The 23810-nt window shown below is 33.2% G+C and carries 21 protein-coding genes; 19 read left to right on the forward strand and 2 right to left on the reverse strand.

Annotated features, from left to right (window positions below; all coding sequences use genetic code 11):
- Nucleotides 1–30: 30 nt before the first annotated feature.
- Genes nrfD through JOOMADRAFT_RS05385 form a run of 6 tightly spaced genes read left to right on the forward strand, consistent with a single transcriptional unit; the run spans nt 31 to nt 7012 of the window.
- Complete coding sequence (gene nrfD, locus JOOMADRAFT_RS05360) at nt 31–1515, forward strand: NrfD/PsrC family molybdoenzyme membrane anchor subunit (RefSeq protein WP_008611831.1); 1485 nt, start codon at nt 31–33, stop codon at nt 1513–1515.
- 4 nt (nt 1516–1519) lie between these two features.
- Nucleotides 1520–2044 carry a DUF3341 domain-containing protein gene (locus JOOMADRAFT_RS05365; protein ID WP_008611832.1) on the forward strand — a complete coding sequence of 175 codons (525 nt, stop codon included), beginning with the start codon at nt 1520–1522 and terminating at the stop codon, nt 2042–2044.
- 9 nt (nt 2045–2053) lie between these two features.
- Complete coding sequence (locus JOOMADRAFT_RS05370) at nt 2054–2644, forward strand: c-type cytochrome (RefSeq protein WP_008611835.1); 591 nt, start codon at nt 2054–2056, stop codon at nt 2642–2644.
- A gap of 34 nt (nt 2645–2678) precedes the next feature.
- Nucleotides 2679–4052, forward strand: a complete 1374-nt coding sequence (locus JOOMADRAFT_RS05375) for a quinol:cytochrome C oxidoreductase (protein WP_040879551.1) — start codon at nt 2679–2681, stop codon at nt 4050–4052.
- Between the two features lie 32 nt (nt 4053–4084).
- Complete coding sequence (locus tag JOOMADRAFT_RS05380; protein WP_008611838.1) at nt 4085–5149, forward strand: cytochrome c oxidase subunit II; 1065 nt, start codon at nt 4085–4087, stop codon at nt 5147–5149.
- 42 nt (nt 5150–5191) lie between these two features.
- Entirely contained in the window at nt 5192–7012 is a 1821-nt protein-coding gene (locus JOOMADRAFT_RS05385) for a cytochrome c oxidase subunit I (RefSeq protein ID WP_008611839.1), read from the forward strand.
- A gap of 265 nt (nt 7013–7277) precedes the next feature.
- Here the strand turns inward: JOOMADRAFT_RS05385 and ahcY are convergent, their stop codons facing one another.
- Complete coding sequence (gene ahcY / locus JOOMADRAFT_RS05390) at nt 7278–8594, reverse strand: adenosylhomocysteinase (protein ID WP_008611840.1); 1317 nt, start codon at nt 8592–8594, stop codon at nt 7278–7280.
- 195 nt (nt 8595–8789) lie between these two features.
- On the opposite strand from ahcY, the gene JOOMADRAFT_RS05395 reads away from it, so the two are divergent.
- The 10 genes from JOOMADRAFT_RS05395 to JOOMADRAFT_RS05440 all read left to right on the forward strand — a co-directional run bounded on the left by JOOMADRAFT_RS05395 (nt 8790) and on the right by JOOMADRAFT_RS05440 (nt 17070).
- Nucleotides 8790–9431: a 4'-phosphopantetheinyl transferase superfamily protein gene (locus tag JOOMADRAFT_RS05395; protein WP_008611843.1), complete on the forward strand. Its 642-nt coding sequence runs from the start codon at nt 8790–8792 to the stop codon at nt 9429–9431.
- Between the two features lie 252 nt (nt 9432–9683).
- Nucleotides 9684–9944 (forward strand): thiamine-binding protein, encoded by a 261-nt coding sequence (locus JOOMADRAFT_RS05400; RefSeq protein WP_008611845.1) that lies wholly within the window; start codon nt 9684–9686, stop codon nt 9942–9944.
- Nucleotides 9928–10566: a nicotinamide riboside transporter PnuC gene (gene pnuC, locus JOOMADRAFT_RS05405; protein WP_008611846.1), complete on the forward strand. Its 639-nt coding sequence runs from the start codon at nt 9928–9930 to the stop codon at nt 10564–10566. Before JOOMADRAFT_RS05400 ends, pnuC begins: the two co-directional genes overlap by 17 nt.
- Nucleotides 10521–11108, forward strand: a complete 588-nt coding sequence (locus JOOMADRAFT_RS05410) for an AAA family ATPase (RefSeq protein WP_008611847.1) — start codon at nt 10521–10523, stop codon at nt 11106–11108. The genes pnuC and JOOMADRAFT_RS05410 overlap by 46 nt, the downstream gene beginning before the upstream one ends.
- Nucleotides 11083–12645, forward strand: coding sequence for a DUF4301 family protein (locus JOOMADRAFT_RS05415; RefSeq protein ID WP_008611848.1), 1563 nt, complete (start codon nt 11083–11085; stop codon nt 12643–12645). The genes JOOMADRAFT_RS05410 and JOOMADRAFT_RS05415 overlap by 26 nt, the downstream gene beginning before the upstream one ends.
- Nucleotides 12646–12671: 26 nt before the next feature.
- Nucleotides 12672–13394, forward strand: coding sequence for a hypothetical protein (locus JOOMADRAFT_RS05420; RefSeq protein ID WP_008611849.1), 723 nt, complete (start codon nt 12672–12674; stop codon nt 13392–13394).
- A gap of 445 nt (nt 13395–13839) precedes the next feature.
- Nucleotides 13840–14142, forward strand: a complete 303-nt coding sequence (locus JOOMADRAFT_RS05425) for a hypothetical protein (RefSeq protein WP_008611850.1) — start codon at nt 13840–13842, stop codon at nt 14140–14142.
- Nucleotides 14143–14524: 382 nt separating this feature from the next.
- The gene (locus JOOMADRAFT_RS05430; protein ID WP_008611853.1) at nt 14525–14818 is read left to right on the forward strand and encodes a hypothetical protein; all 294 of its coding nucleotides are present in this window, start codon (nt 14525–14527) and stop codon (nt 14816–14818) included.
- Nucleotides 14819–15145: 327 nt separating this feature from the next.
- Entirely contained in the window at nt 15146–15451 is a 306-nt protein-coding gene (locus JOOMADRAFT_RS05435) for a hypothetical protein (RefSeq protein WP_008611854.1), read from the forward strand.
- Between the two features lie 254 nt (nt 15452–15705).
- Nucleotides 15706–17070 carry a sigma-54-dependent transcriptional regulator gene (locus JOOMADRAFT_RS05440; protein ID WP_040879937.1) on the forward strand — a complete coding sequence of 455 codons (1365 nt, stop codon included), beginning with the start codon at nt 15706–15708 and terminating at the stop codon, nt 17068–17070.
- A 16-nt stretch (nt 17071–17086) separates the two neighbouring features.
- Here JOOMADRAFT_RS05440 and JOOMADRAFT_RS05445 read toward each other — a convergent pair whose 3' ends face one another.
- On the reverse strand, nt 17087–19552 hold the full coding sequence (locus JOOMADRAFT_RS05445; RefSeq protein ID WP_008611859.1) for a hybrid sensor histidine kinase/response regulator: 2466 nt from the start codon (nt 19550–19552) through the stop codon (nt 17087–17089).
- Between the two features lie 364 nt (nt 19553–19916).
- Here JOOMADRAFT_RS05445 and JOOMADRAFT_RS05450 point away from each other — a divergent pair, with 364 nt between their 5' ends.
- The 3 genes from JOOMADRAFT_RS05450 (at nt 19917) to JOOMADRAFT_RS05460 (ending at nt 23607) form a co-directional block, all read left to right on the forward strand.
- Nucleotides 19917–22298 (forward strand): TonB-dependent receptor, encoded by a 2382-nt coding sequence (locus JOOMADRAFT_RS05450; protein ID WP_008611861.1) that lies wholly within the window; start codon nt 19917–19919, stop codon nt 22296–22298.
- A gap of 239 nt (nt 22299–22537) precedes the next feature.
- Nucleotides 22538–23101, forward strand: a complete 564-nt coding sequence (locus tag JOOMADRAFT_RS05455; protein ID WP_008611862.1) for a Crp/Fnr family transcriptional regulator — start codon at nt 22538–22540, stop codon at nt 23099–23101.
- A 71-nt stretch (nt 23102–23172) separates the two neighbouring features.
- The gene (locus JOOMADRAFT_RS05460) at nt 23173–23607 is read left to right on the forward strand and encodes a carboxymuconolactone decarboxylase family protein (protein WP_008611863.1); all 435 of its coding nucleotides are present in this window, start codon (nt 23173–23175) and stop codon (nt 23605–23607) included.
- Nucleotides 23608–23810: the final 203 nt, after the last annotated feature.

Raw genomic sequence — 23810 nt, forward strand, 5'->3', positions numbered from 1 at the left:
GAATTAACAAGAATAATTATATAAAGTATTATGGCGTCGCATTACGAAGCACCTATACGTGAACCTTTAGTAACGGGAGAAAAATCTTACCATGATGTTACTGTAGACGTTGCTGCTCCTGTTGAAGGAAGAGCGAATAAACAATGGTGGATTGTCTTTTCAATAGCTTTAGTTGCCTTCCTTTGGGGATTAGGCTGTATTATCTATACTGTATCAACTGGTATTGGTGTATGGGGATTAAATAAAACCGTAGGATGGGCCTGGGATATTACCAACTTTGTATGGTGGGTAGGTATCGGTCACGCAGGAACACTTATTTCGGCAGTATTATTATTATTCCGTCAAAAGTGGAGAATGGCCGTTAACAGATCTGCAGAGGCAATGACAATCTTCTCGGTTGTTCAAGCAGGTTTGTTTCCAATTATCCACATGGGGAGACCATGGTTAGCATATTGGGTACTTCCTATTCCTAATCAATTTGGATCCTTATGGGTTAACTTTAACTCACCATTACTTTGGGATGTATTTGCAATTTCTACGTATTTATCAGTATCATTAGTGTTCTGGTGGACTGGTTTACTTCCAGATTTTGCAATGCTTCGAGATAGAGCAGTTAAGCCTTTTCAGAAAAAAATATATAGCCTTTTAAGTTTTGGATGGAGCGGAAGAGCAAAAGATTGGCAGCGTTTTGAAGAAGTATCTTTAGTGTTAGCAGGTTTAGCTACACCATTAGTACTTTCGGTTCACACCATTGTATCTTTTGACTTTGCTACGTCGGTAATACCAGGATGGCACAGTACTATTTATCCTCCATACTTTGTTGCAGGAGCAATTTTCTCTGGATTTGCAATGGTATTAACTTTACTTATTATAATGCGTAAAGTATCTAACCTAGAAGCATATATTACTAGAGGACATATTGAGTACATGAATAAGGTTATTTTGCTTACAGGAGGAATTGTAAGTGTTGCCTATATTACTGAGTTCTTTATTGCTTGGTATTCTGGTAGTAATTATGAAGATTATACGTATCTTTCTATAGGTGCAGCAACAGGGCCTTATTGGTGGGCATTCTGGGCGCTTATTATCTGTAACTTTATAGTGCCTCAAACATTGTGGATTAAAAAGTTAAGAAGAAATTATATGTGGTCTTTCATTGTTTCGATAGTTATTAATATAGGAATGTGGTTTGAGCGTTTTGATATTATTGTTATCAACTTAAGTAAAGGTCACTTACCATCATCTTGGACAATGTTCTCTCCTACTTTTGTAGACGTAGGTATATTTTTAGGAACCATCGGATTCTTCTTTGTATTATTCTTATTATATGCAAGAACATTCCCAGTTATTGCGCAAGCAGAGGTGAAAACTATTTTGAAATCTTCTGGAGAACGTTACAAACGTTTGCGTGAAGATGGAAATAGCTTAGTAGGTACTGGAGCCGATAGTAGAACTTCTGATATAGTTGGAACTACTAAAGAAAATTTAGATCAAGACACAAAAAATAATTCATAAGACTATGGCTTCGAAAGTTATACAAGCAATATATAATGATGACGACGTTTTGATGTTAGCCGTAAAACGTGTTAAAGAAGCGCATCATCATATTGAAGAAATATATACGCCATTTCCAGTTCACGGACTAGATAAGGCTATGGGATTAGCTCCAACTAGACTTGCAATTACTGCATTTATGTATGGTTGTGTTGGTTTAACAGTAGCTATTACGATGATGAATTTTATTATGATTGAAGACTGGCCTCAAAACATTGGTGGAAAACCAAGTTTTAGTTTTATTGAAAACATGCCAGCTTTCGTTCCAATTATGTTTGAGTTAACTGTATTTTTTGCAGCGCATTTAATGGTTATTACTTTTTATATGAGAAGTAGACTGTGGCCATTTAAAAAAGCAGAAAACCCAGACGTTAGAACCACAGACGACCATTTTTTAATGGAAGTGTCTTTGAATGATAATGAAGACGAGTTAACAAGACTCTTGGTAGATACAGGAGCAGTAGAAGTTAAAGTTTCAGAAAAGCATTAATAATTCGAAATGAGAGTTTTTGTAAAAATAGCGATTGTTTTAGGTGTTGTTACCTTAGTAGCATCATGTCAAAACACATCATCAAGGAATTACCAATACATGCCTAACATGTACGAATCTGTAGGATACGAAACCTACCAAGAAACAAGTGCATTTAGAAATGGTAAAGAAGGGCAGTTGCCTGTAGAAGGGACTATAGCTAGAGGGCATATGCCTTATGAGTATCCAAATACTTTAGATGGATATAATTTGGCAAAAGCAAATCTTCAAAATCCATTACCTTTTGATGCCTATAGAAATGCTGATTCTACAGTTACAGAAGATTATTTAAAGAAAGGGGAAGACCTTTTTGATATCTACTGTGCCGTTTGTCATGGAACTAAAGGAAATGGAAAAGGTATTTTGGTTGATCGAGAAAAGATACTAGGGGTTCCTAGTTATGACGACGCAGGAAGAGCTATAACAGAAGGTAGTGTTTACCATGTAATTCGTTACGGATTAAATGCTATGGGGTCTTATGCAAATCAACTGAATGAAGAAGAGCGTTGGCAAGTTACAGAATATGTAATGACGCTTAAACACGACTTAGAGAATAAATAATTAAAATCAACTATCAAAAAGAAGATATCAAGATATGTATACGTTTTCAAATAAATTAAAGATGGCATCTATCATACTAATGATAGTTGGTATTCTTGGGATAGGATACGGTTTTATTAGTTCTCCTTCTACAGTAGAAGAGGCAAAAGCTATGGTGGCAGCAGATGCACACCATGGAGGAGCTGCTTCACATGGAGAAGAGTCGCATGAAGCTACAACTACTCATCATTCAGAAGCAAGTGAAGATGCTCACCATGAAGCTAGCGCTTCTCATGGAGACGAAGCAGCAGAACATGCTTCTCATGATGCTCACACTTTAAGTAAATTACAAAATCGCCCTTGGGCAGCTTTCTTAATAGCAGGATTTTTCTTTTTCATGATTGCTTTGGGAGCTTTAGTTTTCTATGCAATTCAGCATGTAGCACAAGTAGGTTGGTCTCCAGTACTTTTTAGAGTAATGGAAGGAATAAGTTCTTACTTGTTCCCAGGAGCAGTAATCCTTTATGTGTTTTATGTTTTAACTGCTGGTTTCCACATGAATCACCTTTATATATGGATGGATCCTAATGTAATGGCGCATGATGAAATCCTTCAATTAAAATCTGGATACCTAAACGTACCATTCTTCTTAATAAGATCTTTTATTTTCTTAGCAGGATGGGTGCTTTACAGACACTTTGTAATTAAGAATTCTTATGCTCAAGATGAAGCTAAGGATAATACATACTACAGAAAGAACTTTAAGTTATCTGTCTTTTTCTTATTATTTTTCTTCGTAACTGAGTCTATCATGGCATGGGATTGGTTTATGGGATTAGAGCCACATTGGTACAGTACATTATTTGCATGGTATGTATTTGCAAGTATGTTTGTTTCTGCAATATCTGTTATTGCAATGATTACAATGTACTTAAAATCTAAAGGTGTTTTAGAGTTTGTAAACGATAGTCACTTACACGATTTGGCTAAGTTTATGTTTGGATTAAGTATTTTCTGGACCTACCTATGGTTTGGACAGTTTATGCTAATCTGGTATGCTAATATTCCAGAAGAGGTAGGATACTTTATAACTAGAATTGAACATTATAATTTTATATTTTTCGGAATGTTATTGTTCAACTTTGTATTCCCATTCTTAGTACTTATGAATAGCGATTTCAAGCGTGTAAATTGGTTTGTTATGATAGCTGGAGTTAGTATTCTAGTGGGACACTATATGGATATCTTCCAAATTGTAATGCCATCTACGGTAGGTGAATTATGGAGCTTTGGAATACCAGAAATCGGAAGCATACTTTTCTTCTTAGGATTGTTTATTTTTGTTGTCTTTGGAGCATTGGCTAAAACCCCATCGTTCTTAGCAAAAAGAAACCCATTCGTTGAGGAAAGTAAACACTTTCACTATTAATTAAATTTTAAAAAGTAAACAGGATATATACGATGACTGCTTTATTAACTATAATTGTTCTTCTACTTGTTGCCATTGCCATCTGGCAAATGACTAAAATCTTTGAATTGTCGCAAGTCAATACAGATAATTCTCAGGTTGCTAATGATAAAGACAACAAGCTAAATGGGTATTTGATGTTTGGATTTCTAATCTTCATCTACCTTATTACCATCTATTCATTCTGGGCATGGGGCGATGTTCTTTTAGGAACACCAGCTTCTGAGCACGGACCAGAATACGATAGCTTGATGAACATTTCGATGGCATTAATTTTCTTTGTACAAATTGTAACTCAAGCATTATTGCATTGGTTTGCTTATAAATACAAAGGACAAAAAGGTAAGAAAGCATTATTTTATGCTGATAATGATAAACTAGAGTTTATCTGGACAATTATACCAGTTATTACTTTAGCAGGTTTAATTATCTACGGACTTTTTACTTGGACTAGTCTTATGGACATCGATCAAGAAGAAGGAGATCCTATCATTATTGAGCTTTATGCACAGCAGTTTAACTGGAAAGCACGTTACGCTGGAGAAGACAATGTTCTAGGTCAAGCAAATGTTCGTTTAATTGATATTAACAAAAACAATGTTATTGGTATTGATGAAGCAGATTCTTACGGACAAGATGATATTGTTTCTCAGTCAGAATTACATTTACCAGTAGGGAGAAAAATTATCTTTAAGATGCGTTCTCAAGATGTTTTACACTCTGCATACATGCCTCATTTTAGAGCGCAAATGAACTGTGTTCCAGGAATGATTACTCAATTCTCTTTTACTCCAACAGTAACAACAGAAGAAATGAGAATGGATCCAGATATGGTTCAAAAAGTTCAAAAAATTAATAAAATCAGAGCTGAAAGAAGAGCTAACGGTGATGATAATGCTGATGCTTGGGAATTTGACTACGTATTATTGTGTAACAAAATATGTGGATCTTCTCACTACAATATGCAAATGAAGATTGTAGTAGAATCTCAAGAAGATTTTGATGCTTGGTTAGAAGGTCAGGATACTTTTAAGCAAACAATCGCAAAGGCAGAGTAAAAAGCTATTAATTAAGTTTATAAAAATAAAGGAAATAAGATTATGTCAGCAACAGCACAGACGCACTCAGAAGATCACGCACATGATCATGGACATCATCATAAGGAGACGTTTATAACAAAGTATATATTCAGTCAAGATCATAAAATGATCTCCAAGCAATACCTAATTACTGGTTTAATAATGGGTGTTATCGGTATTGCTATGTCGTTACTTTTTAGAATGCAAATTGCATGGCCAGGAGAATCTTTTAAAATATTTGAAGTTTTATTAGGAAAATGGGCTCCAGATGGAGTTATGGACCCTAATATATATTTAGCATTGGTTACCATCCACGGTACTATCATGGTTTTCTTTGTACTTACACAAGGATTGAGTGGTACCTTTAGTAACTTACTTATTCCATTACAAATTGGAGCTCGAGATATGGCGTCAGGATTTATGAACATGGTTTCTTACTGGTTGTTCTTCCTTTCTAGTATTATTATGATCTCTTCTTTATTCCTTGAAGCTGGACCTGCTGCTGCTGGATGGACAATTTATCCTCCATTAAGCGCATTGCCACAAGCACAAGGTGGTTCTGGAATGGGAATGACACTTTGGTTAGTTTCTATGGCAATATTTGTTGCGTCTTCTTTATTAGGATCGTTAAACTATGTTGTTACAGTAATTAATTTAAGAACAAAAGGAATGTCTATGACAAGATTGCCACTTACAATTTGGGCTTTCTTTGTTACTGCAATTATCGGGATTGTTTCTTTCCCAGTTCTTCTGTCTGCTGCATTGTTATTAATTATGGATAGAAGTTTTGGAACTTCTTTCTTCTTATCAGATATATTTATTCAAGGGGAGGTTTTACATTACCAAGGAGGTTCACCTGTATTATTTGAGCACCTTTTCTGGTTCTTAGGTCACCCAGAGGTATATATTGTAATTTTACCTGCAATGGGACTTGTGTCTGAAATTATGGCTGCAAACTCTCGTAAACCAATTTTTGGATACCGTGCAATGATAGCTTCTATCTTAGCAATTGCATTTTTATCTACTATTGTATGGGGTCACCACATGTTTATCTCAGGGATGAATCCATTTTTAGGTTCTGTATTTACATTTACTACCTTATTAATTGCAATTCCATCTGCTGTAAAAGCCTTTAACTGGATTACAACTATTTGGAAAGGTAATATACAAATGAATCCAGCCATGTTATTCTCTATTGGTTTTGTTTCTACATTTATTACTGGAGGTTTAACAGGGATTATTTTAGGAGATAGTGCATTAGATATTAACGTTCACGATACATATTTTGTAATTGCTCACTTCCACTTAGTAATGGGTATTTCTGCTCTTTACGGAATGTTTGCTGGGATTTACCATTGGTATCCTAAAATGTTTGGAAGAATGTTGAATAAAAATTTAGGGTATATCCATTTCTGGATTACTGCAATTTGTGCGTATGGAGTTTTCTTCCCAATGCACTTTGTAGGAATGGCAGGGGTACCTAGACGTTATTATACAAATACTAACTTCCCAATGTTTGACGATTTAACAAACATTCAGGTGGTAATGACAGTTTTTGCTTTAATCGCAGGATTAGCACAGTTAATCTTTGCTTGGAACTTTGTTTACAGTATTTTCTACGGAGAAAGAGCAACTCAAAACCCATGGAAATCTACTACTTTGGAATGGACTACACCTGTAGAGGCAACTCACGGAAACTGGCCAGGAGAAATTCCAGAAGTTCACAGATGGCCTTACGATTATAGTAAGACTGATGAGAATGGGGAGTACGTAATTCCAGGACAGGATTTTGTTCCTCAAACTGTTCCTTTACAAGAAGGAGAAGAAGAATTACAACACTAGAATATAACTTATATATCAAAAAAAGACCTTCACAATTGAAGGTTTTTTTTTTTGGAGTGAAGTTTTTGTTTGATGCTATTTTTTTATGCAATAAGGATTGCAACGGATAGCTTTTGTAGTGCTTTTGCTTTTGGCACTACAAAACTATGAGTGGAAAGCCTGGTACCGCACATTGGTGCGGTAATTGCCCAATAAGCAATAGACATAAAAAAACTGCTACCCAATTTGGATAGCAGCTTGCTTGTTTTAAGCTGAAATAGTTTTTTTAGTATCTGTAATATTCTGGTTTAAATGGCCCTTCAACAGTTACCCCAATATATTTAGCTTGCTCTTCATTAAGCTCTGTAAGCTCAACTCCAATCTTTTCTAAGTGTAGTTTTGCTACTTTTTCGTCTAAGTGCTTAGGAAGCATGTAAACGTCATTGTCGTACTTATCAGTATAATTCCAAAGCTCAATTTGTGCTAAAGTTTGGTTGGTAAAAGAGTTACTCATTACAAAGCTAGGGTGTCCAGTTGCACAACCTAAATTTACCAATCTCCCTTGCGCTAAAAGAATTACATCTTTACCATTAATAGTATATTTATCTACTTGTGGTTTGATATTTACTTTGTTTGCACCATGATTTTTGTTTAACCAAGCAACGTCAATTTCGTTATCAAAATGTCCAATATTACAAACAATTGTTTTGTCTTTCATTTTCTCGAAATGCTTGCTTGTAACAATGTCTTTATTTCCAGTAGTAGTAATAATGATATCTGCTTTTTCAACAACAGTTTCTAGTTTTTTAACCTCGTAACCGTCCATAGCAGCTTGAAGTGCACAAATTGGATCGATTTCTGTAACTGTAACAATAGAACCTGCACCTCTAAACGAAGCCGCTGTACCTTTTCCTACATCTCCATAACCACAAACAATAACGCGTTTACCAGCTAGCATAACGTCTGTTGCTCTTCTAATAGCATCAACCGCACTTTCTCTACATCCGTATTTGTTATCAAATTTAGACTTGGTAACAGAATCGTTTACGTTGATAGCAGGCATTGGTAGCGTTCCATTTTTTACACGCTCATATAAACGGTGAACTCCAGTAGTAGTTTCTTCTGAAAGTCCTTTTACATCTTTAGCAAGCGCTGGATATTTGTCTAAAACCATATTTGTAAGATCGCCACCATCATCCAAAATCATATTTAATGGTTTTCTATCTTCTCCAAAGAAAAGTGTTTGCTCGATACACCAGTCAAATTCCTCTTCTGTCATTCCTTTCCAAGCATACACAGCTGTTCCAGCAGCAGCAATTGCAGCAGCAGCTTCATCTTGCGTAGAGTATATATTACAAGAACTCCAAGTAACTTCTGCACCTAATGCAAGTAAAGTCTCAATTAAAACAGCTGTTTGAACCGTCATATGTAAACATCCTGCAATACGCGCACCTTTTAATGGTTGCTCGTTTTTGTATTCTTCTCTAAGCGACATTAAGCCTGGCATTTCTGCTTCAGCTAATTCTATTTCTTTTCTTCCCCATTCTGCCAAAGAAATATCTTTTACTTTGTAGGCCACATAAGGAACTGTTTTGGTACTCATATTACTTTTTCGATTTAAATTTTTGTTTCCTTAACGAGTTAAAATCTGTTATTATGAAGGATGATTCCCGAATAATTAAGTTTGTTTAAACTCATTTCTTATTTTTACGTCTGTTAAGCAACAATAGTTGCTTTGTAATAGTAATTTTTTCTGAAAAAAATCAGTGCAAAGTTACATAAATAACTTTTATTATTCATGCCTCTTTACAAAACTATAACGCCCGCTTCTAATACTAAAGTGCTGATTTGGAAGATAGAAGAATCTTATGATGATTTGCGTCAAGGAATTGAGCTCACTGCAAATTGCAAAGACCGTTTGAGTCATATGAAATCTGAAATTCATCAACGCGGATTTTTAAGTGTCCGACACTTACTGAAAGCGGCTGGCTATGTTACTTCAGATTTGTATTATGATGCTCATGGAAAACCGCATTTAAAAGATGGAAATTATATTTCAATAACACATTCTTTTACTTTTTCTGGGATTATAGTGAGTAGCAATACCAATATAGGAATTGATATAGAAAAGCAACGTAATAAAATAAGTGTGATTGCAAATAAGTTTGTAAATTATGAATACAATTTCCTTACAGATGAAGATGTAAGAAAACTAACCGTTGTTTGGTGTGTTAAAGAGAGTTTATATAAAGTTTTTGCTACGGAAGGAATGAGCTTTAAACAACATACGAAGGTTATTTCTTTTGATTTAGACGAAGGGAATACTATTGGTTGGATTTTTTACCACGGAATTATACAAAAGTATAAAGTAGAATTTTTAGAGTTTGATGGTTTTACTTGCGCGTATGCTTTGGAGGTTGGAAGTTTGGGGAGTTTGTAAAGTTGAAAGTTGAAAGTTGAAAAGAAAAGCCGGAAGACGGAAGCCTGAAGTCCGAAAAAGGATTGAAAGTAAAAAGTATATAAAGTAAAAAAGTTAAAAGAGAATTAGGAAAGGAGAAAGGTTTTTGTTGTTTTAACCAACAACCAACAACCAACAACCATTAACGAATAACAATTAACGAATAACAATTAACCAATAACAACTAACACCTTATTCTAAAAAGAAAAGCATTAAAATTAGAAATATTATAACATGAACATATCAGTAGAATTAACATTAACGCCACTTCAAGACGATTTTGAACCAGCAATTATTCATTTTATAAAAAAAATGAGGGCAAGCGGACTCACAGTGTTAGAAAATCCGTTGAGTACACAAGTCTATGGAGATTATGACAAAGTGATGAAAGTAATAACTACAGAAGTTAAAGAAGCTTTTGAAATGATTGATAAAGGCTTGTTATATATGAAAATTGTAAAATCTGACCGAAGCGAGTATGAACCTCATTTTTGATTGGCTTTTCTCGCAATACAACGGTGTTCCTACTCATTATATAGTTCTTGAAATTATTGGAGTTGTTTTTGGTTTTTTAAGTGTGTGGTATTCTAAAAAGGAGAATATTTTAGTCTATCCAACGGGAATTATTAGCACCGCTATTTTTGTGTATTTATTATTGCAATATGGCTTACTTGGCGATATGATGATTAATGCATATTATTTTTCCATGAGTATTTATGGATGGTATGTATGGACGCGCAAAGTAGACGATACCCATTTTATTCCGATAACCAAAACCACTAAAAAGGAACAAATAATATCGGTGTTTCTTTTTATAGGAACTATGATTTTTGTGTTTGCTGTTTATGAGATTTTTGATAAATGGGAGTCGTGGATGTCGTATGTAGATATTTTAACTACCGCCATATTTTTTGTAGGAATGTGGCTTATGGCAAAGAAGAAATTAGAGAATTGGATTTATTGGATTATAGGAGATATTATTTCTGTTCCACTCTACCTTTTTAAAGGATTAGCATTTACAAGTTTGCAATATTTAATATTTACAATTATTGCAATTTATGGTTACAAAGCATGGAAGAAAAACTTAAACAAGAGCCCTCAGACATTATTAAAATAGTAATGTTCGGGCCAGAATCTACTGGAAAAACCACCCTAGCACAGGCTTTAGCAGCTCATTATAACACTAAATGGGTTCCAGAGTATGCACGGGAGTATCTTCAAGAAAAATGGAACAGGGAACAAAAAACTTGTGAGCCTAAAGATTTGATTCCCATTGCTGAAGGACAAATTTACTTAGAAAATAAGCTCACAAAGCAAGCGAATAAAATCCTTTTTTGTGATACCGATTTGCTGGAGACAAAGGTGTATTCAGAAGCATATTACTTAGGGAATTGTGATCCAATTCTTGAAAAATATGCAGTAGAAAATACATACAATTTATATTTTTTGACGTATATTGATGTTCCATGGGAGAAAGATGATCTTCGTGATAAACCCGAGGAACGCGAAGAAATGTTTGATTATTTTAAAAACACCCTCGATACCTATAATAAAAGCTATGTGTTGCTAAAAGGCGATTTTGAAAATCGTATGAAAACAGCTATTAACCATGTAGAAAAACTTATACAAGAAAATGACAACACTTACGGAAACCGATAAGAAGCAATTAAAGCAAAAGGGAATTAAGGAAACTCAAGTAGCTGAGCAGATCGAAATTTTTAAAAAAGGAATTCCATTTGTAAATTTAATAGCAGCAGCTACCATCAATCATGGAATTCATAAATTTTCAGAAAAAGAAAAAGAAAAGTATGTAGCTCTTTTTGAATCTGAAAAGGACAAACTCAATTTATTAAAATTTGTTCCAGCTTCTGGTGCGGCAACCAGAATGTTTAAGGCGTTGTTTCAATTCTTAAATACATATAATCCTGCGCAAGAAACTATTAATGCATATATAAACAGAGAAAAGGCAGAGATTATTAGAACCTTTTTTATTGGGATAGAAAAGTTTCCGTTTTATGAAGAGGTAATAAAAAGATTTGTTGAAAAGCATCCCGATTTTTTAAATCTTCCAGACCATTTTCAGAAGTATTATGTGGTTAAAATATTACTAGATAAAGATGAGTTTGATTATGGATCGAGTCCTAAAGGCTTACTTCCTTTTCATAAATATAAAACGCATCCTGCAACTGCTTTTGAAGAGCATATGTATGAAGCCGCTCTGTACGATGAGTCTAACGGGGTAGCCAAACTTCATTTTACAATATCAAAAGAACATAATAATGACTTTGATGAGGAAATGGATAAAATCGAGAGTCGTGTTACAGAAAAAACAGGGGTTTCTTTTGAGACTTCTTTTTCATATCAAAAGGAATCTACCGATACATTGGCAGTTTCTATGGAAAACGAGCCTTTTCGTTTAGAAACAGGAGAAATATTATTTAGACCTGGAGGGCACGGAGCTTTAATAGAAAATCTAAATGACCAAGATGCAGATATTATCTTTATTAAAAATATTGATAATGTAGTGGTATATAAATATAAACATGAGTTGGCTCAGTTTAAAAAAATACTTGCTGGAAAGTTAATTGAAGTTCAGAATAGGGCATATAAATATGCCAAACTGCTAGATGAAACTACTCCAAATGAGAAAATGATAAACGAAATAAAAGATTTTCTGAGAACAGAATTAAATGTTCATGTAAAATCTGATGTAGATAAGTATAAGGAGGTTTATCAAATTGAATTTTTGAAGGAAAAACTAAATGCACCAATCCGAATTTGTGGAATGGTAAAAAATGAGGGAGAACCTGGGGGAGGACCCTTTTGGATAAAAGATGAAGATGGGAATATTTCTCTGCAAATAGTAGAGTCGCCACAAATAGATTCTAAGAATAAATTTCAGGAAGATATTTTAAAAGCAGCTACCCATTTTAATCCTGTGGATATTGTTTGTAGCACTAAAAATTACAAAGGAGAAAAATATAATCTTTTGGATTATGTTAATAAACAACAAGCTTTTATAACCAATAAAACCAAAGAAGGAAAAGAATTAAAAGCATTAGAATTACCAGGGCTTTGGAATGGAGGAATGGCATTTTGGAATACCATATTTGTAGAAGTTCCGTTAACTACCTTTAATCCTGTAAAAACCGTTGTAGATTTATTAAAACCTGCACACCAAGTAAAGGATAAGTAGTAAATTGTATAGTTTGAAATAGATATATGATGAAATTTTTTAACATATTAATTTTTATTTCAATTGTCCATTTTAGTTGTGAACAGGAAAAAATACCGACAAACTTAGAATTTGAGCAAAAAGTATTCTATAACATATTCCCTAAGCTGGTAGATTTAACTTATTATGATTTAAGGTTAATTCCGCCACCCCCACCCCCTTCAGATTATCTTGAAGAAAAAGGGTATGATGTAAAAAAAGATTATAAGAAAGCGTATGATGATTGGAAAAAATCAGATGATTATCTGCAAAGGTATAAAGCGTGGGAAAGGGAAAGAGACTCAATTGTAAACGATAACGCATTAATATATATTGCTTTTTCGGACTCAATAGCTGGATTTGACAAAGAAGATATGTTTGAGCTTCTAAATCATTTCAAAAATGAAAAACTTATAATAGATTCAAAAAATTTAGATTTTAACACTGGGTTTAAAGTAGACTTTAATAAATTAAAATCTAATAATAAGAAATTAAGATTCAAGCCTGTTTCAAGCTTTCCTGAGGGTTCCGAAATATGGAATGATAAATATGATTTAGCTGGAGTATTGTCGTTTTCTAGAATACTATTTGATAAAACCAAATCTTATGGTGTTTTGAATGCAGGATTTATGAAAGGGAGGCTTAATGGTGGGGGATTACGAATTTTTATAAAAAAAGATAAGAAAGGAACTTGGATAATAGATGAAATTAAAGAGACATGGATTTCATAAAATAAACTGTTTTAAGCATTCTTTTTTATTCATGTAAACCCTTTATGGGGGATTAAAAATAGAAAGGGAGTGGTATTGAAAAGGGTTTCTACACGTATCAGCCCCAAAAAAAAGTGGCTGTGTAAATAGTAATTCATAGTTGTCAAACTTCTTGAACGGAGCTTGTCGAAGTTTCACAACTAACTCTCAAAAAAATCCTTCAACAAGTGCTGGAAGACATTTAGAGTTTGGATTTTTTTGTTCCAACCACTAAAACTGTATCTTTTTTACCCGTCTTTTTAAAATAAATACACTTTTTTACTCACTTATATTTTTCATATTTGGAATAGATTACTTATTAATCATCTGATTATCATTTAGTTAAATATTTATTGACTTCACATATTATAATTGGTATAAAATTGGCTTTATACTAATTAGAAAAAAATTAAATAAAATATATAGTATGAGAAAGTTAGCATTAGCATCAGCATTAGCACTAGGTAGTTTTGCATCGTTTGCAGCAACACCAGTAATTTTTCACGATGGAATTGCAGAAGAAATTTATGCAACGCAAGATGAATATGAAGAAATACAAGTAGCTGAAGTTCCTCAAGCTGTTTCAGGTGCACTGGCAGCAGATTTTCCAGGAGCTGAAATCTCGAAAGCATATAAAAATGAAGCCTCTGATTATAAATTAGAGGTTGCCGTTGGAGAAGAAATAGCAACTCTTTACGCTAATGAAAGTGGAGAGTGGATTCAAAAATAGAATGACATAAGCTTCGTTTATTTTAATTACGTTTGAAAAGGACTTGCCTTCGGGTGAGTCTTTTTTATGTTATAAAGTTACAGTAGTGTAATTTAGATTTACTCTGTACTCTTTTTCCTTGCAGTGAAGCAGTGATGATTCTTAATCTTGATACTTTTTTTTATAATTATTTCTGTGTAAAACAGTGTATTTTTTACTCAGGAAACGGGGTGCTTACACATTGTTTACACACTTTATATTTTATTTGCATTCGCAATATCACATTTAACAACCTGATTTTCAATTATTTAAATATTAACTTATCTAAGTTCATTTTTTTGGAACGAAGATGGTACTATACTAATCAGAAATAAATTAGTATTAATCATAAAAACATATAATCATGAAAAAGGTATTTTTAGTAGCAGCATTAGCATTAGGTAGTTTCGCAACATTTGCAGCAACACCAATAGTTTCTAATACAAACGGAATCTATATGATTCAAGATGAATATCAAGAAATTGATGTGGCAGAAGTACCACAAGCAATTACAGATGCACTTGCAGCAGATTTCCCTGGAGCAACAATTTCTAAAGCATATAAAAATGATGCTTCAGAATATAAAATTGATGTAGCTGTTGGCGAAGAAACGACAACACTTTACGCAAACGAAAATGGAGAGTGGATACAGAAATAGTAGCAAGTAAACTCCGTTTATTTTAATTACATTTGAGAGAAAGACTGTCTTTAAAGGCAGTCTTTTTTTATGGGGTTTTTTAAAGGGATGGAATCTTATTTTATACCTAAAATAAAACATACATACTCTTAAAGAAAAGTGTACTTCTTACCCATTATTGTGTGCATATTACACACATTTTCACAGATAATAGGTATTTGTTTTTTTATGAAAAGAACCATAATAACTGATAGTTAGGTGGTTATGTATGTGTTCTTGTTTTTGGTATAGAATTGGCTTTTAATAAAGTAAGTATTTAAAAGAAGTTTAATATAAAATAAAGAAGATATGAAAAAGTTAATTTTAGCATCAGTTATAGCATTAGGAAGTTTTACAACATTTGCAGCAGTTCCAGTAATTTCTAATAATGATTTTGTAGAAACAGTATATGTAGATCAGGATGATTATACTCCTATAGACGCTACAGAATTACCTGACGCAATTACAAATGCATTGGAGACAGATTTTCCAGGAGTTCAAGTTTCAAAGGCTTTTAAAAATGAAGCGGATGAATATAAAATTCAAGTATTGGTAGGAGATAAAACAACCAATTTGTATGCTACTAAAGATGGGGAGTGGATTCAGAATAAATAATAATTAGTAGTATTGAGAACAAACAATACACTCAAGTTTACTCTATAATTGAGATTAGAACATTTTGAATTTAAATCCCTCCTAATTTTTCTTGAGGTTACTAAAAAATGAGTGATAGTAATACAAAAATCAACACTTAGCGTGTAAAACAAAGTCATATTTTGTTTAAGGATGGTGAAAGCCATCCTTTTTTTATGATTTTTTTAAATTGTTACACCTATTTACTTCCTATTTTTGTAGAAACCCACTTGAGAATGCCAAATATCCTATTGATAGAAGATGATGTTACTTTTTCGGCGATGCTGGAACGTTTTTTAAAGAAAAACGGTTTTTCAGTAGAAGCTAGTTATTCGTCGGAAGAAGCGCAAAAAAAACTTTCCAATACTAAATACGATTTGGTATTTACCGATTTGAGATTGCCAGACGATGATGGAATTTCTATTTTGACAAAAGTTAAAGAAAAACATCCTGAAACTCCTGTTATTTTAATGACTGGATATGCAGAGGTTTCTACCGCTGTAAAAGCTATGAAAAAGGGCGCTTTTGATTATATTTCAAAACCTTTTAATCAAGATGAAGTACTTATTGTAATTCAAAATGCTTTAAAAGGAGATAATCAGCAAAAACAAAAATCTACTGAAGCTGGAGCTACTCCACAAGCAAAGGCTGAAAAAAAGAAAGAAGCTTTTCCTAAAAAAGCAGTTACAGGAATTAGTAGTGCCTCAACAAAACTTAATGAGTATATAAAACTAGTGGCTCCTACCGATATGTCTGTTTTAATTATGGGAGATAGCGGAACGGGGAAAGAAGTGGTAGCAAAAAGAATTCACGACAATAGTAGTCGAAAAGATTTTAGCTTTATTGCGGTAGATTGCGGAGCTATTCCAAAGGAAATTGCGGCAAGCGAATTTTTTGGTCATGTAAAAGGCTCTTTTACTGGTGCTGTAAACAATAAGATTGGACATTTTGAGGCTGCAAATGGAGGAACTATTTTTTTAGATGAAGTGGGGAATTTATCTTATGAAAATCAAATTCAGTTATTAAGAGCTCTTCAAGAGCGAAAAATCAAACCGATAGGAAGTAATCAAGAGATTGAGGTTGATATTAGATTGATTACAGCTACTAATGAAGATTTATTACAAGCTGTTGAAAAAGGACAATTTAGAGAAGATCTTTATCACCGATTGAACGAATTTACCATTAAAGTGCCTAATTTATACGAGCGAAAAGAAGATTTGCTCATTTTTGCAGACCATTTTTTGAATATGGCAAATGAGCAGCTTAATAAAAATGTATTAGGATTTTCTGATGAAGTGATTACAATTTTTCAGCAATATAAATGGCCAGGAAATTTACGAGAAATGTCCAATGTAATAAAAAGATCGGCATTACTTACGCAAGGAGATTTGATTGAAAAATCGGTTTTGCCAATGGAACTTACAAATCCACCAAAAGAAAATCAGCATATAAAATCTTTTTCTACAAAAGATAATGAGCGCGACTTAATTATAAATGCGTTAAATGAAGTAGGAAATAATAAATCTAAAGCCGCAAGATTACTTAATATTACTCGCAAAACACTTTATAATAAAATTAAAGAGTACGAAATAGAAGCATAGTTTCTAAGAAAGATAATTACTTGTTGTTTTTAAGATGCTTATCGATAGCCGAAAAAGTTAGTTTTATATTCTTTTTTAAAGCTTTGTAATTAGAGGGTAATTGCTTTTTCTCTTCATCTTTGAAATGCTCTAAAAAATTAAGGATAGGCACCACTGTTTGTGCATCTATTTGCTTAAACATAGTTTGCATTTTGTGAGCTATTTTTCGGATTTCCTCTAAATTTTCTTTCGCTATATACGTTTTTAAATCTTTTAGGTCTTTAGAAGTATTCTCTTTAAACACCTCTAAGATGTCTAACATGGCTTCGTCATCACTCAAAAAAGAACTTAAAGAGGAAAGATCAAAAAGGGTATTTTTTTTGATAGTTGTCTCCGTTTCTTCTTCATTTTCAGCAGTTTCTTGCGTGTTATCTAAAACTTTAGAAATTTTGTGTAGTAAAGATTTTGGCTCATAAGGCTTGAATAAAAATTCGGCAAATCCAGCTTCTAGATAACTTTTTTTATTAAGATCTTTTCTTCCTGTAACAGCAATAATTGGTTGGTTGTTATATCCGTATTGTTTATCAGAACGTAAGGTTTCAGCAAAATAAAATCCGTTAAAAGATGGTAATTGAATATCGGTTACAATAAAATCATATTCAATACTTTTAATCTTATCAAGCGCTTTTTTACCACTATCAAAAGCAAATACTTTAAAATTATTTTTTTCTAGAATTTCTTTATTTAGTTTCAGGAGCGTTTCATCATCATCTATAACAATAGCAGTGTATTTTTTATTGAGAATAGTAAAATCGGGATTTTCAACATTTTTTATAATCACATCTTTACTGCTAAATTTTGCAGGAAAAACAAATGAAAAAGTACTACCTTTTCCTTCTTTACTTTCTAAATATAAACTTCCGCCCAATAACGAAGCAAGCTTTCTAGAAATAGTTAACCCTAGTCCGCTTCCTCCATATTTTTTTTCGGTGTTACCGTCGGCTTGTGTAAACTCTTCAAAAATAATATGTTGCTTTTCTTTTTTAATTCCTATCCCAGTATCAATAACAGAAATAGAAATTAACTGTTCATTTTCGCTTGTAGTTTTTAATCTTACTTTAACGGTTATACTCCCTTCTTCTGTAAATTTATAGGCATTCCCTATGAGGTTTGATAAAATTTGTTTTACTCGGAAGGGATCTCCTATTAAATGTTTATTTATTGATTTGTCGATGTCAATTATCAGATTTATATTTTTTGCACTATAGATAGATTGTACACCTTCTGCAGTTTCCGTAATTAGGGTATTCAGATTAAAAGCTACGTGTTCAATATTAATTTTTCCAGCTTCTAGTTTTGTAAAATCTAGTAAATCATCAACCAATTGTGTAACATAGCTAGAAGCATTTTTTATACGGTCAGTATAATGAGATTCTTTTTCGTTCAAATTGGCATCTTTAAGAAGTTCGGTATACCCCAAAATTGTACTTAAAGGAGTTCTTAAGTCGTGACTAACCATAGAAATAAGCTGTTCCCTGCTTTTTACTAAAAGTTTATTATGCTCATTAGAATCTTCAATTTGCCTTTTGTATTGCTGACTTCGCCAGGAATCTCTTAAAATAATAATTGAAAAAACAATCACTAAAATCGCACCAATAATGGCTGCAATTGTAATAACCTTAATGCTTCGCTGAAGTACACGCTCTCTTTCAACATTTAATATACGGGCATTATTTACAAATTCGTTTTCAAAAGCCGTTAGTATTTGACGTAATTGTTGAGAAGTAGTGAGGTCGTTTCTTAGTAATTGGCGCTCTTTAATTGCCAAAGAAAGCTTTTGTGTTGAGGCTTTTTCTTTTACATTTTGAAGCATTTCTCTAGAAGCAGTAACAATAGAATCTAGGGTTCGTTCATCAACAGAATTACTGGAGTCTCTAGGAATATATCTATTATTAATAGCAATAAATTCTAATAGCTTTTTCTTTGTTTCAAGATCTAAACTATCGGGGTTTGCTACAAAATCTTTTAAGGAAAGTCGCCCTAGTTGATCTTCTATATTTGAAAGTTTTTCAATAGCACTTTCAATTGTTTTTTCAGAGGTGTCGTTAATCCTAAGCTCTCTAAGTTCGTTGATGTTCTTTATTTTCTGCTGAAGTAAAAAATTAACACTATCTAGTAATTTGGATTGATATGGCTGATTTATAATTTGTTTTAAGGAATCTATTTGTATGGAAATAGAGTCATTCTTCCGAAGAAAACTTACATAAGGTTGTTGAGAATTTGATTGAATAGCCGAACGCGCAAAGCTTTCACTTTCGTACATAAGAGTAAGGAGTTTACCTATACGAAGGATCTTATTTTTCTCAATAGTTTCATCTTTTTGCGCTTGGGTAAAAGAACTTATCTCTTGATATACCAACCAACCAACAATTACAACTAGAGAAACCAAAGCTAAATAGCTCAGCAATACTTTTAAAGGGATTCTGCTCTTCGAATTTTCCATTTTTTAAAGATAAATAAAGGACTTCAAACCGATGTGAAATTTTTGTCAAAATATTTTCCGAAACCAGCATTCGTTTTGTAATTTTGCGGCATCTCATAAGGGGTGCTTTTTAGGGGTTAAATTTTATATTTTTCAACTAAAAAAAGGCTGAGATTATACCCATGGAACCTAGAACAGGTAATGCTGTTTAGGGATGGCCGAGTTTAAAAGCGGTTTTAAATATAAATTCGAAAAGAAGTTAATAAACAACTGTCTTTTTGAGTGGAGTTGGGAAGAAATATTTTCCCGAAGCTTTATAGGCAACAAATTAATTTTAATCAAACTAAAGAATAATAACCCCTTTTATTCGTAAAAACAATTACGAATGAAGTTTTTATTCACATTTTTAAGTCTTTTATTTCTAGGAGTCGAATTGAGTTCTGCCCAAGAATTTAAAGTATCAGGAACCTTTACCGATCAAGAGAATGTTGGTGTTCCAGGAGCTACGGTAATTTTAGAAAATACCAATAATGGTACGCAGACGGATGCAGATGGATATTATGAATTAGCTGTTCCACAAGGAAAGCAAGTTTTAGTTTTTACATTTTCAGCGCAAAATCCAATTACAAAAACAATTAATGTTACAGAAGATATGGTACTTAATGTGCAAATTTCTGAAGACGATGTTATGTTGGATGAGGTTTTGGTTTCTGCAATTAGGGTAACTAGTGATACTCCAGTAACTTTTTCAAATCTTTCTGCGGAAGATATTGCACCTAGAAATTTAGGACAAGATATCCCTGTTTTAATGGGGTATTTACCGTCGGTGGTAACCACTTCCGATGCTGGAGCTGGTGTTGGATACACTGGAATTCGTGTGCGTGGGAGTGATGCTACCCGTGTCAATGTAACCATCAATGGAATCCCATATAACGATTCGGAATCTCATGGTAGTTTTTGGGTGAATATGCCCGATTTTGCATCTTCTGTTGAGAATTTACAATTGCAACGTGGAGTTGGAACTTCTACTAATGGTGCTGGAGCTTTTGGAGCGAGTTTAAATTTATTAACGGATGCTGTAAATAAAGATCCTTATGCCGAGATTTCTGGTTCTGTTGGGAGTTTTGATACCCGAAAAGCAAATATAAAATTTAGCAGTGGCCTGCTTAATAACCATATAGAAGTTTCTGGGCGTTTGTCTCGAATAAAATCTGATGGATATATAGATAGAGCTGCCTCCGATTTGGAATCATACTTTTTACAAGGGGCTTATGTGGACGATAATACCTTGATTAAAGCGCTCGTTTTTGGCGGACATGAAATTACGTACCAGTCGTGGAACGGAGTTGAAGACTGGCAAATAGAGCAATATGGAAGGACTTTTAATAGTGCTGGAGCTATTTATGATGAAGATGAAAATGTGGTGGATTATTATGATAATGAAGTAGACGATTATAAACAAGACCATTTTCAATTGCATTGGAATGAACAAGTTTCTGCAAATTGGAATACAAATCTAGCGATTCACTACACCCGTGGACGCGGATTTTTTGAGCAATACCGCCAAGATGATGATTTTGCAACCTACGGATTTGAGCCAGTTACCATAGATGGGGATTTGGTAAATACTACAGATTTAATTCGCCGTAGATGGCTTAGTAATCATTTTTATGGGACTACCTTTTCTGTAACTTACGAAAATGAAACGATGGAATTTATAGCTGGTGGCGCTTGGAATAAATATGAAGGCGACCATTTCGGGGAAATTATTTGGGCACGTTATGCTGGCGATAGTGAAATTAGAGATCGCTATTATGATGATAACTCAACAAAAACCGACTTTAATAGTTTTGCAAAGTTAAATTATAAATTGACTGATAATTTAAGTCTTTATGGAGATTTGCAATACCGCCGTGTAACTTACCAAGCTAATGGAGATGATACAGGTTTGGTAGACGATGAATTTGACTTTTTTAATCCGAAAGCAGGACTTACGTACAGTCTTAATGAAGCCAATAATTTATATTTTTCTTATGCCCGTGCTAATAGAGAGCCTAATCGTAACGATTACGAAAGTGGAAGTCCAGAGCCAGAAACTTTAAATGATTTTGAATTAGGATGGCGCTATGCTTCGCCAACAATTAAAGTAAACGCAAATACGTACTATATGCGTTATAAAAACCAGTTGGTGTTAACAGGGGAGTTAAACGATGTTGGAGCGCCATTACGTAAAAATGTGGGCGATAGCTACCGATTAGGACTTGAAGTAGATGCTACTTTTTTCTTTGCTGATAAGTTTTTGCTTAAACCTAATTTAGCATTAAGTACTAATAAGAATCTAGATTTTTATTCTCAAATAGATGGAGAAGTGCAAGATTTAGGACATACCAATATATCGTATTCTCCTAATTTTGTTGCAGGAAATAACTTTACTTATTTACCCATTAGAAATTTACAATTGTCTTTCCTTTCTAAATATGTTTCTGAGCAATATTTAGGGAATACCGATGCCGAAAGTTCAAAATTGGATAGTTATTTTGTAAACGATTTTAATGTGCAATACACCATTGAGACGGAAAGTTTTTTTAAATCCATTGTACTAAGTGGCTTGGTAAACAATATTTTTGATGCTAAATACATCTCTAATGGATATTATTATACGTATGATGTTGGTAATGACGATGGTTCTACCACTACTTTTGATGGAGCTGGGTATTATCCGCAAGCTGGAATTAACTTTCTAGTTGGTGCTACAATTACTTTTTAATCTTCATAGAGGGTTTTTATTACAAGGAAATAATTAATAGTAGGCTGTCAAAAAGTAATTCATAGTTGTCAAACTGAGCTTGTCAAAGGAGCTTGTCGAAGTTTTAAACAACTAACACTTAAAAAATCCTTCGGCAAGCTCCGGATAACATTTAGAGTTTAATTACTTTTTAGACAGCCTCTTTTTTGATGCTCATAATTACCTTAACTTTGAATGATCTCATAAAAAGCACCTCTAAGATGAATCATTTTTTTCAGCATTTAAACAAATTTGTATCGGTAACAGACCAAGAATTTCAAGAGATTAGTACGTATTTTGAGGTATTGAGTTTGGACAAAAAAGAGTGTGTTATGTTAGCAGGAAATCACTGCGATACAAACTATTTTGTTTTAAGTGGTTGTCTTCATATGTTTTTTACTGATGAAAGAGGAGTAGACCGAACCGTTCAATTTGCTATTGAAAACTGGTGGCTCACAGATGCACAAGCGCTTTATCATCAAAAGGTAACAGATTTTAATATTCAAGCTGTAGAAAATTCAGAAATATTAGTTATTAAATCTGATAAAGAAAGAGCGTTATTAGCACGTTTTCCGAAGCTGGAAATATATTTTAGAAGCATTTATCAAATTGCATACGGGGCTGCTTTAAAAAGAATGCAATATATTTTTAGCTATTCAAAAGAAGAGATTTTCTTTAGGTTTCGAGAAGAATTTCCTGAATTTGTAAATCGTGTTCCTCAATATTTAATTGCTACTTTTTTAGGATTAACTCCAGAATACCTCAGTAAAATTCGAGCCAAATGATTTTCTTAAACTAGATTAATTTTTTTGAGATTTATAGATTCTATTTTTGAGGATAATTAAAACAATTACTCATGGAAAAGAGAATTCAAATAGATGTTTTAGAGCCTGAGGCTTATAAAGCCATGTACGCATTAGAAAAATATTTGGCAGCAAGTAAGCTTAGTAATACGCATAAAGAACTTGTTAAAATCCGTGCTTCTCAAATTAATGGTTGTGCTTTTTGTATTGATATGCATACCAAAGATGCTTTAAAAAACGGCGAAACACAGCAACGTATTTTTTTGATCAGTGCATGGCGAGAAACCGATTTATTTTCTGAGGAAGAAAAAGTAGTGTTACAGCTTACCGAAGAGGTTACATTAATCCATAAACAGGGATTAACATCTGAAACTTATAATAAAGCGCTTGATTTTTTTGATGAAAATTATTTAGCACAAATTATAATGGCTATTACAACAATTAACGCTTGGAATAGAATTGCGGTAAGTACGCATAAACCTTTTTAATATTCTATGAGGATTTAAAACTAGAAAAGGAAAGCGAGATTTTAAAAAGGATTCTCTATAAATTAAAGATTTTAGGGGATTAAAATATAGTCTTTGTTCTTTTTCCTGATAGGGAGGCGGTCTTGTATTTTTACTCGGACATTAATACATTAAAATAATAAAAATAAACACATTAAATTCGCTATACTAATTTTGGAATCTAA

The organism is Galbibacter orientalis DSM 19592 (genome assembly GCF_000260115.1).
Lineage (GTDB): Bacteria > Bacteroidota > Bacteroidia > Flavobacteriales > Flavobacteriaceae > Galbibacter > Galbibacter orientalis.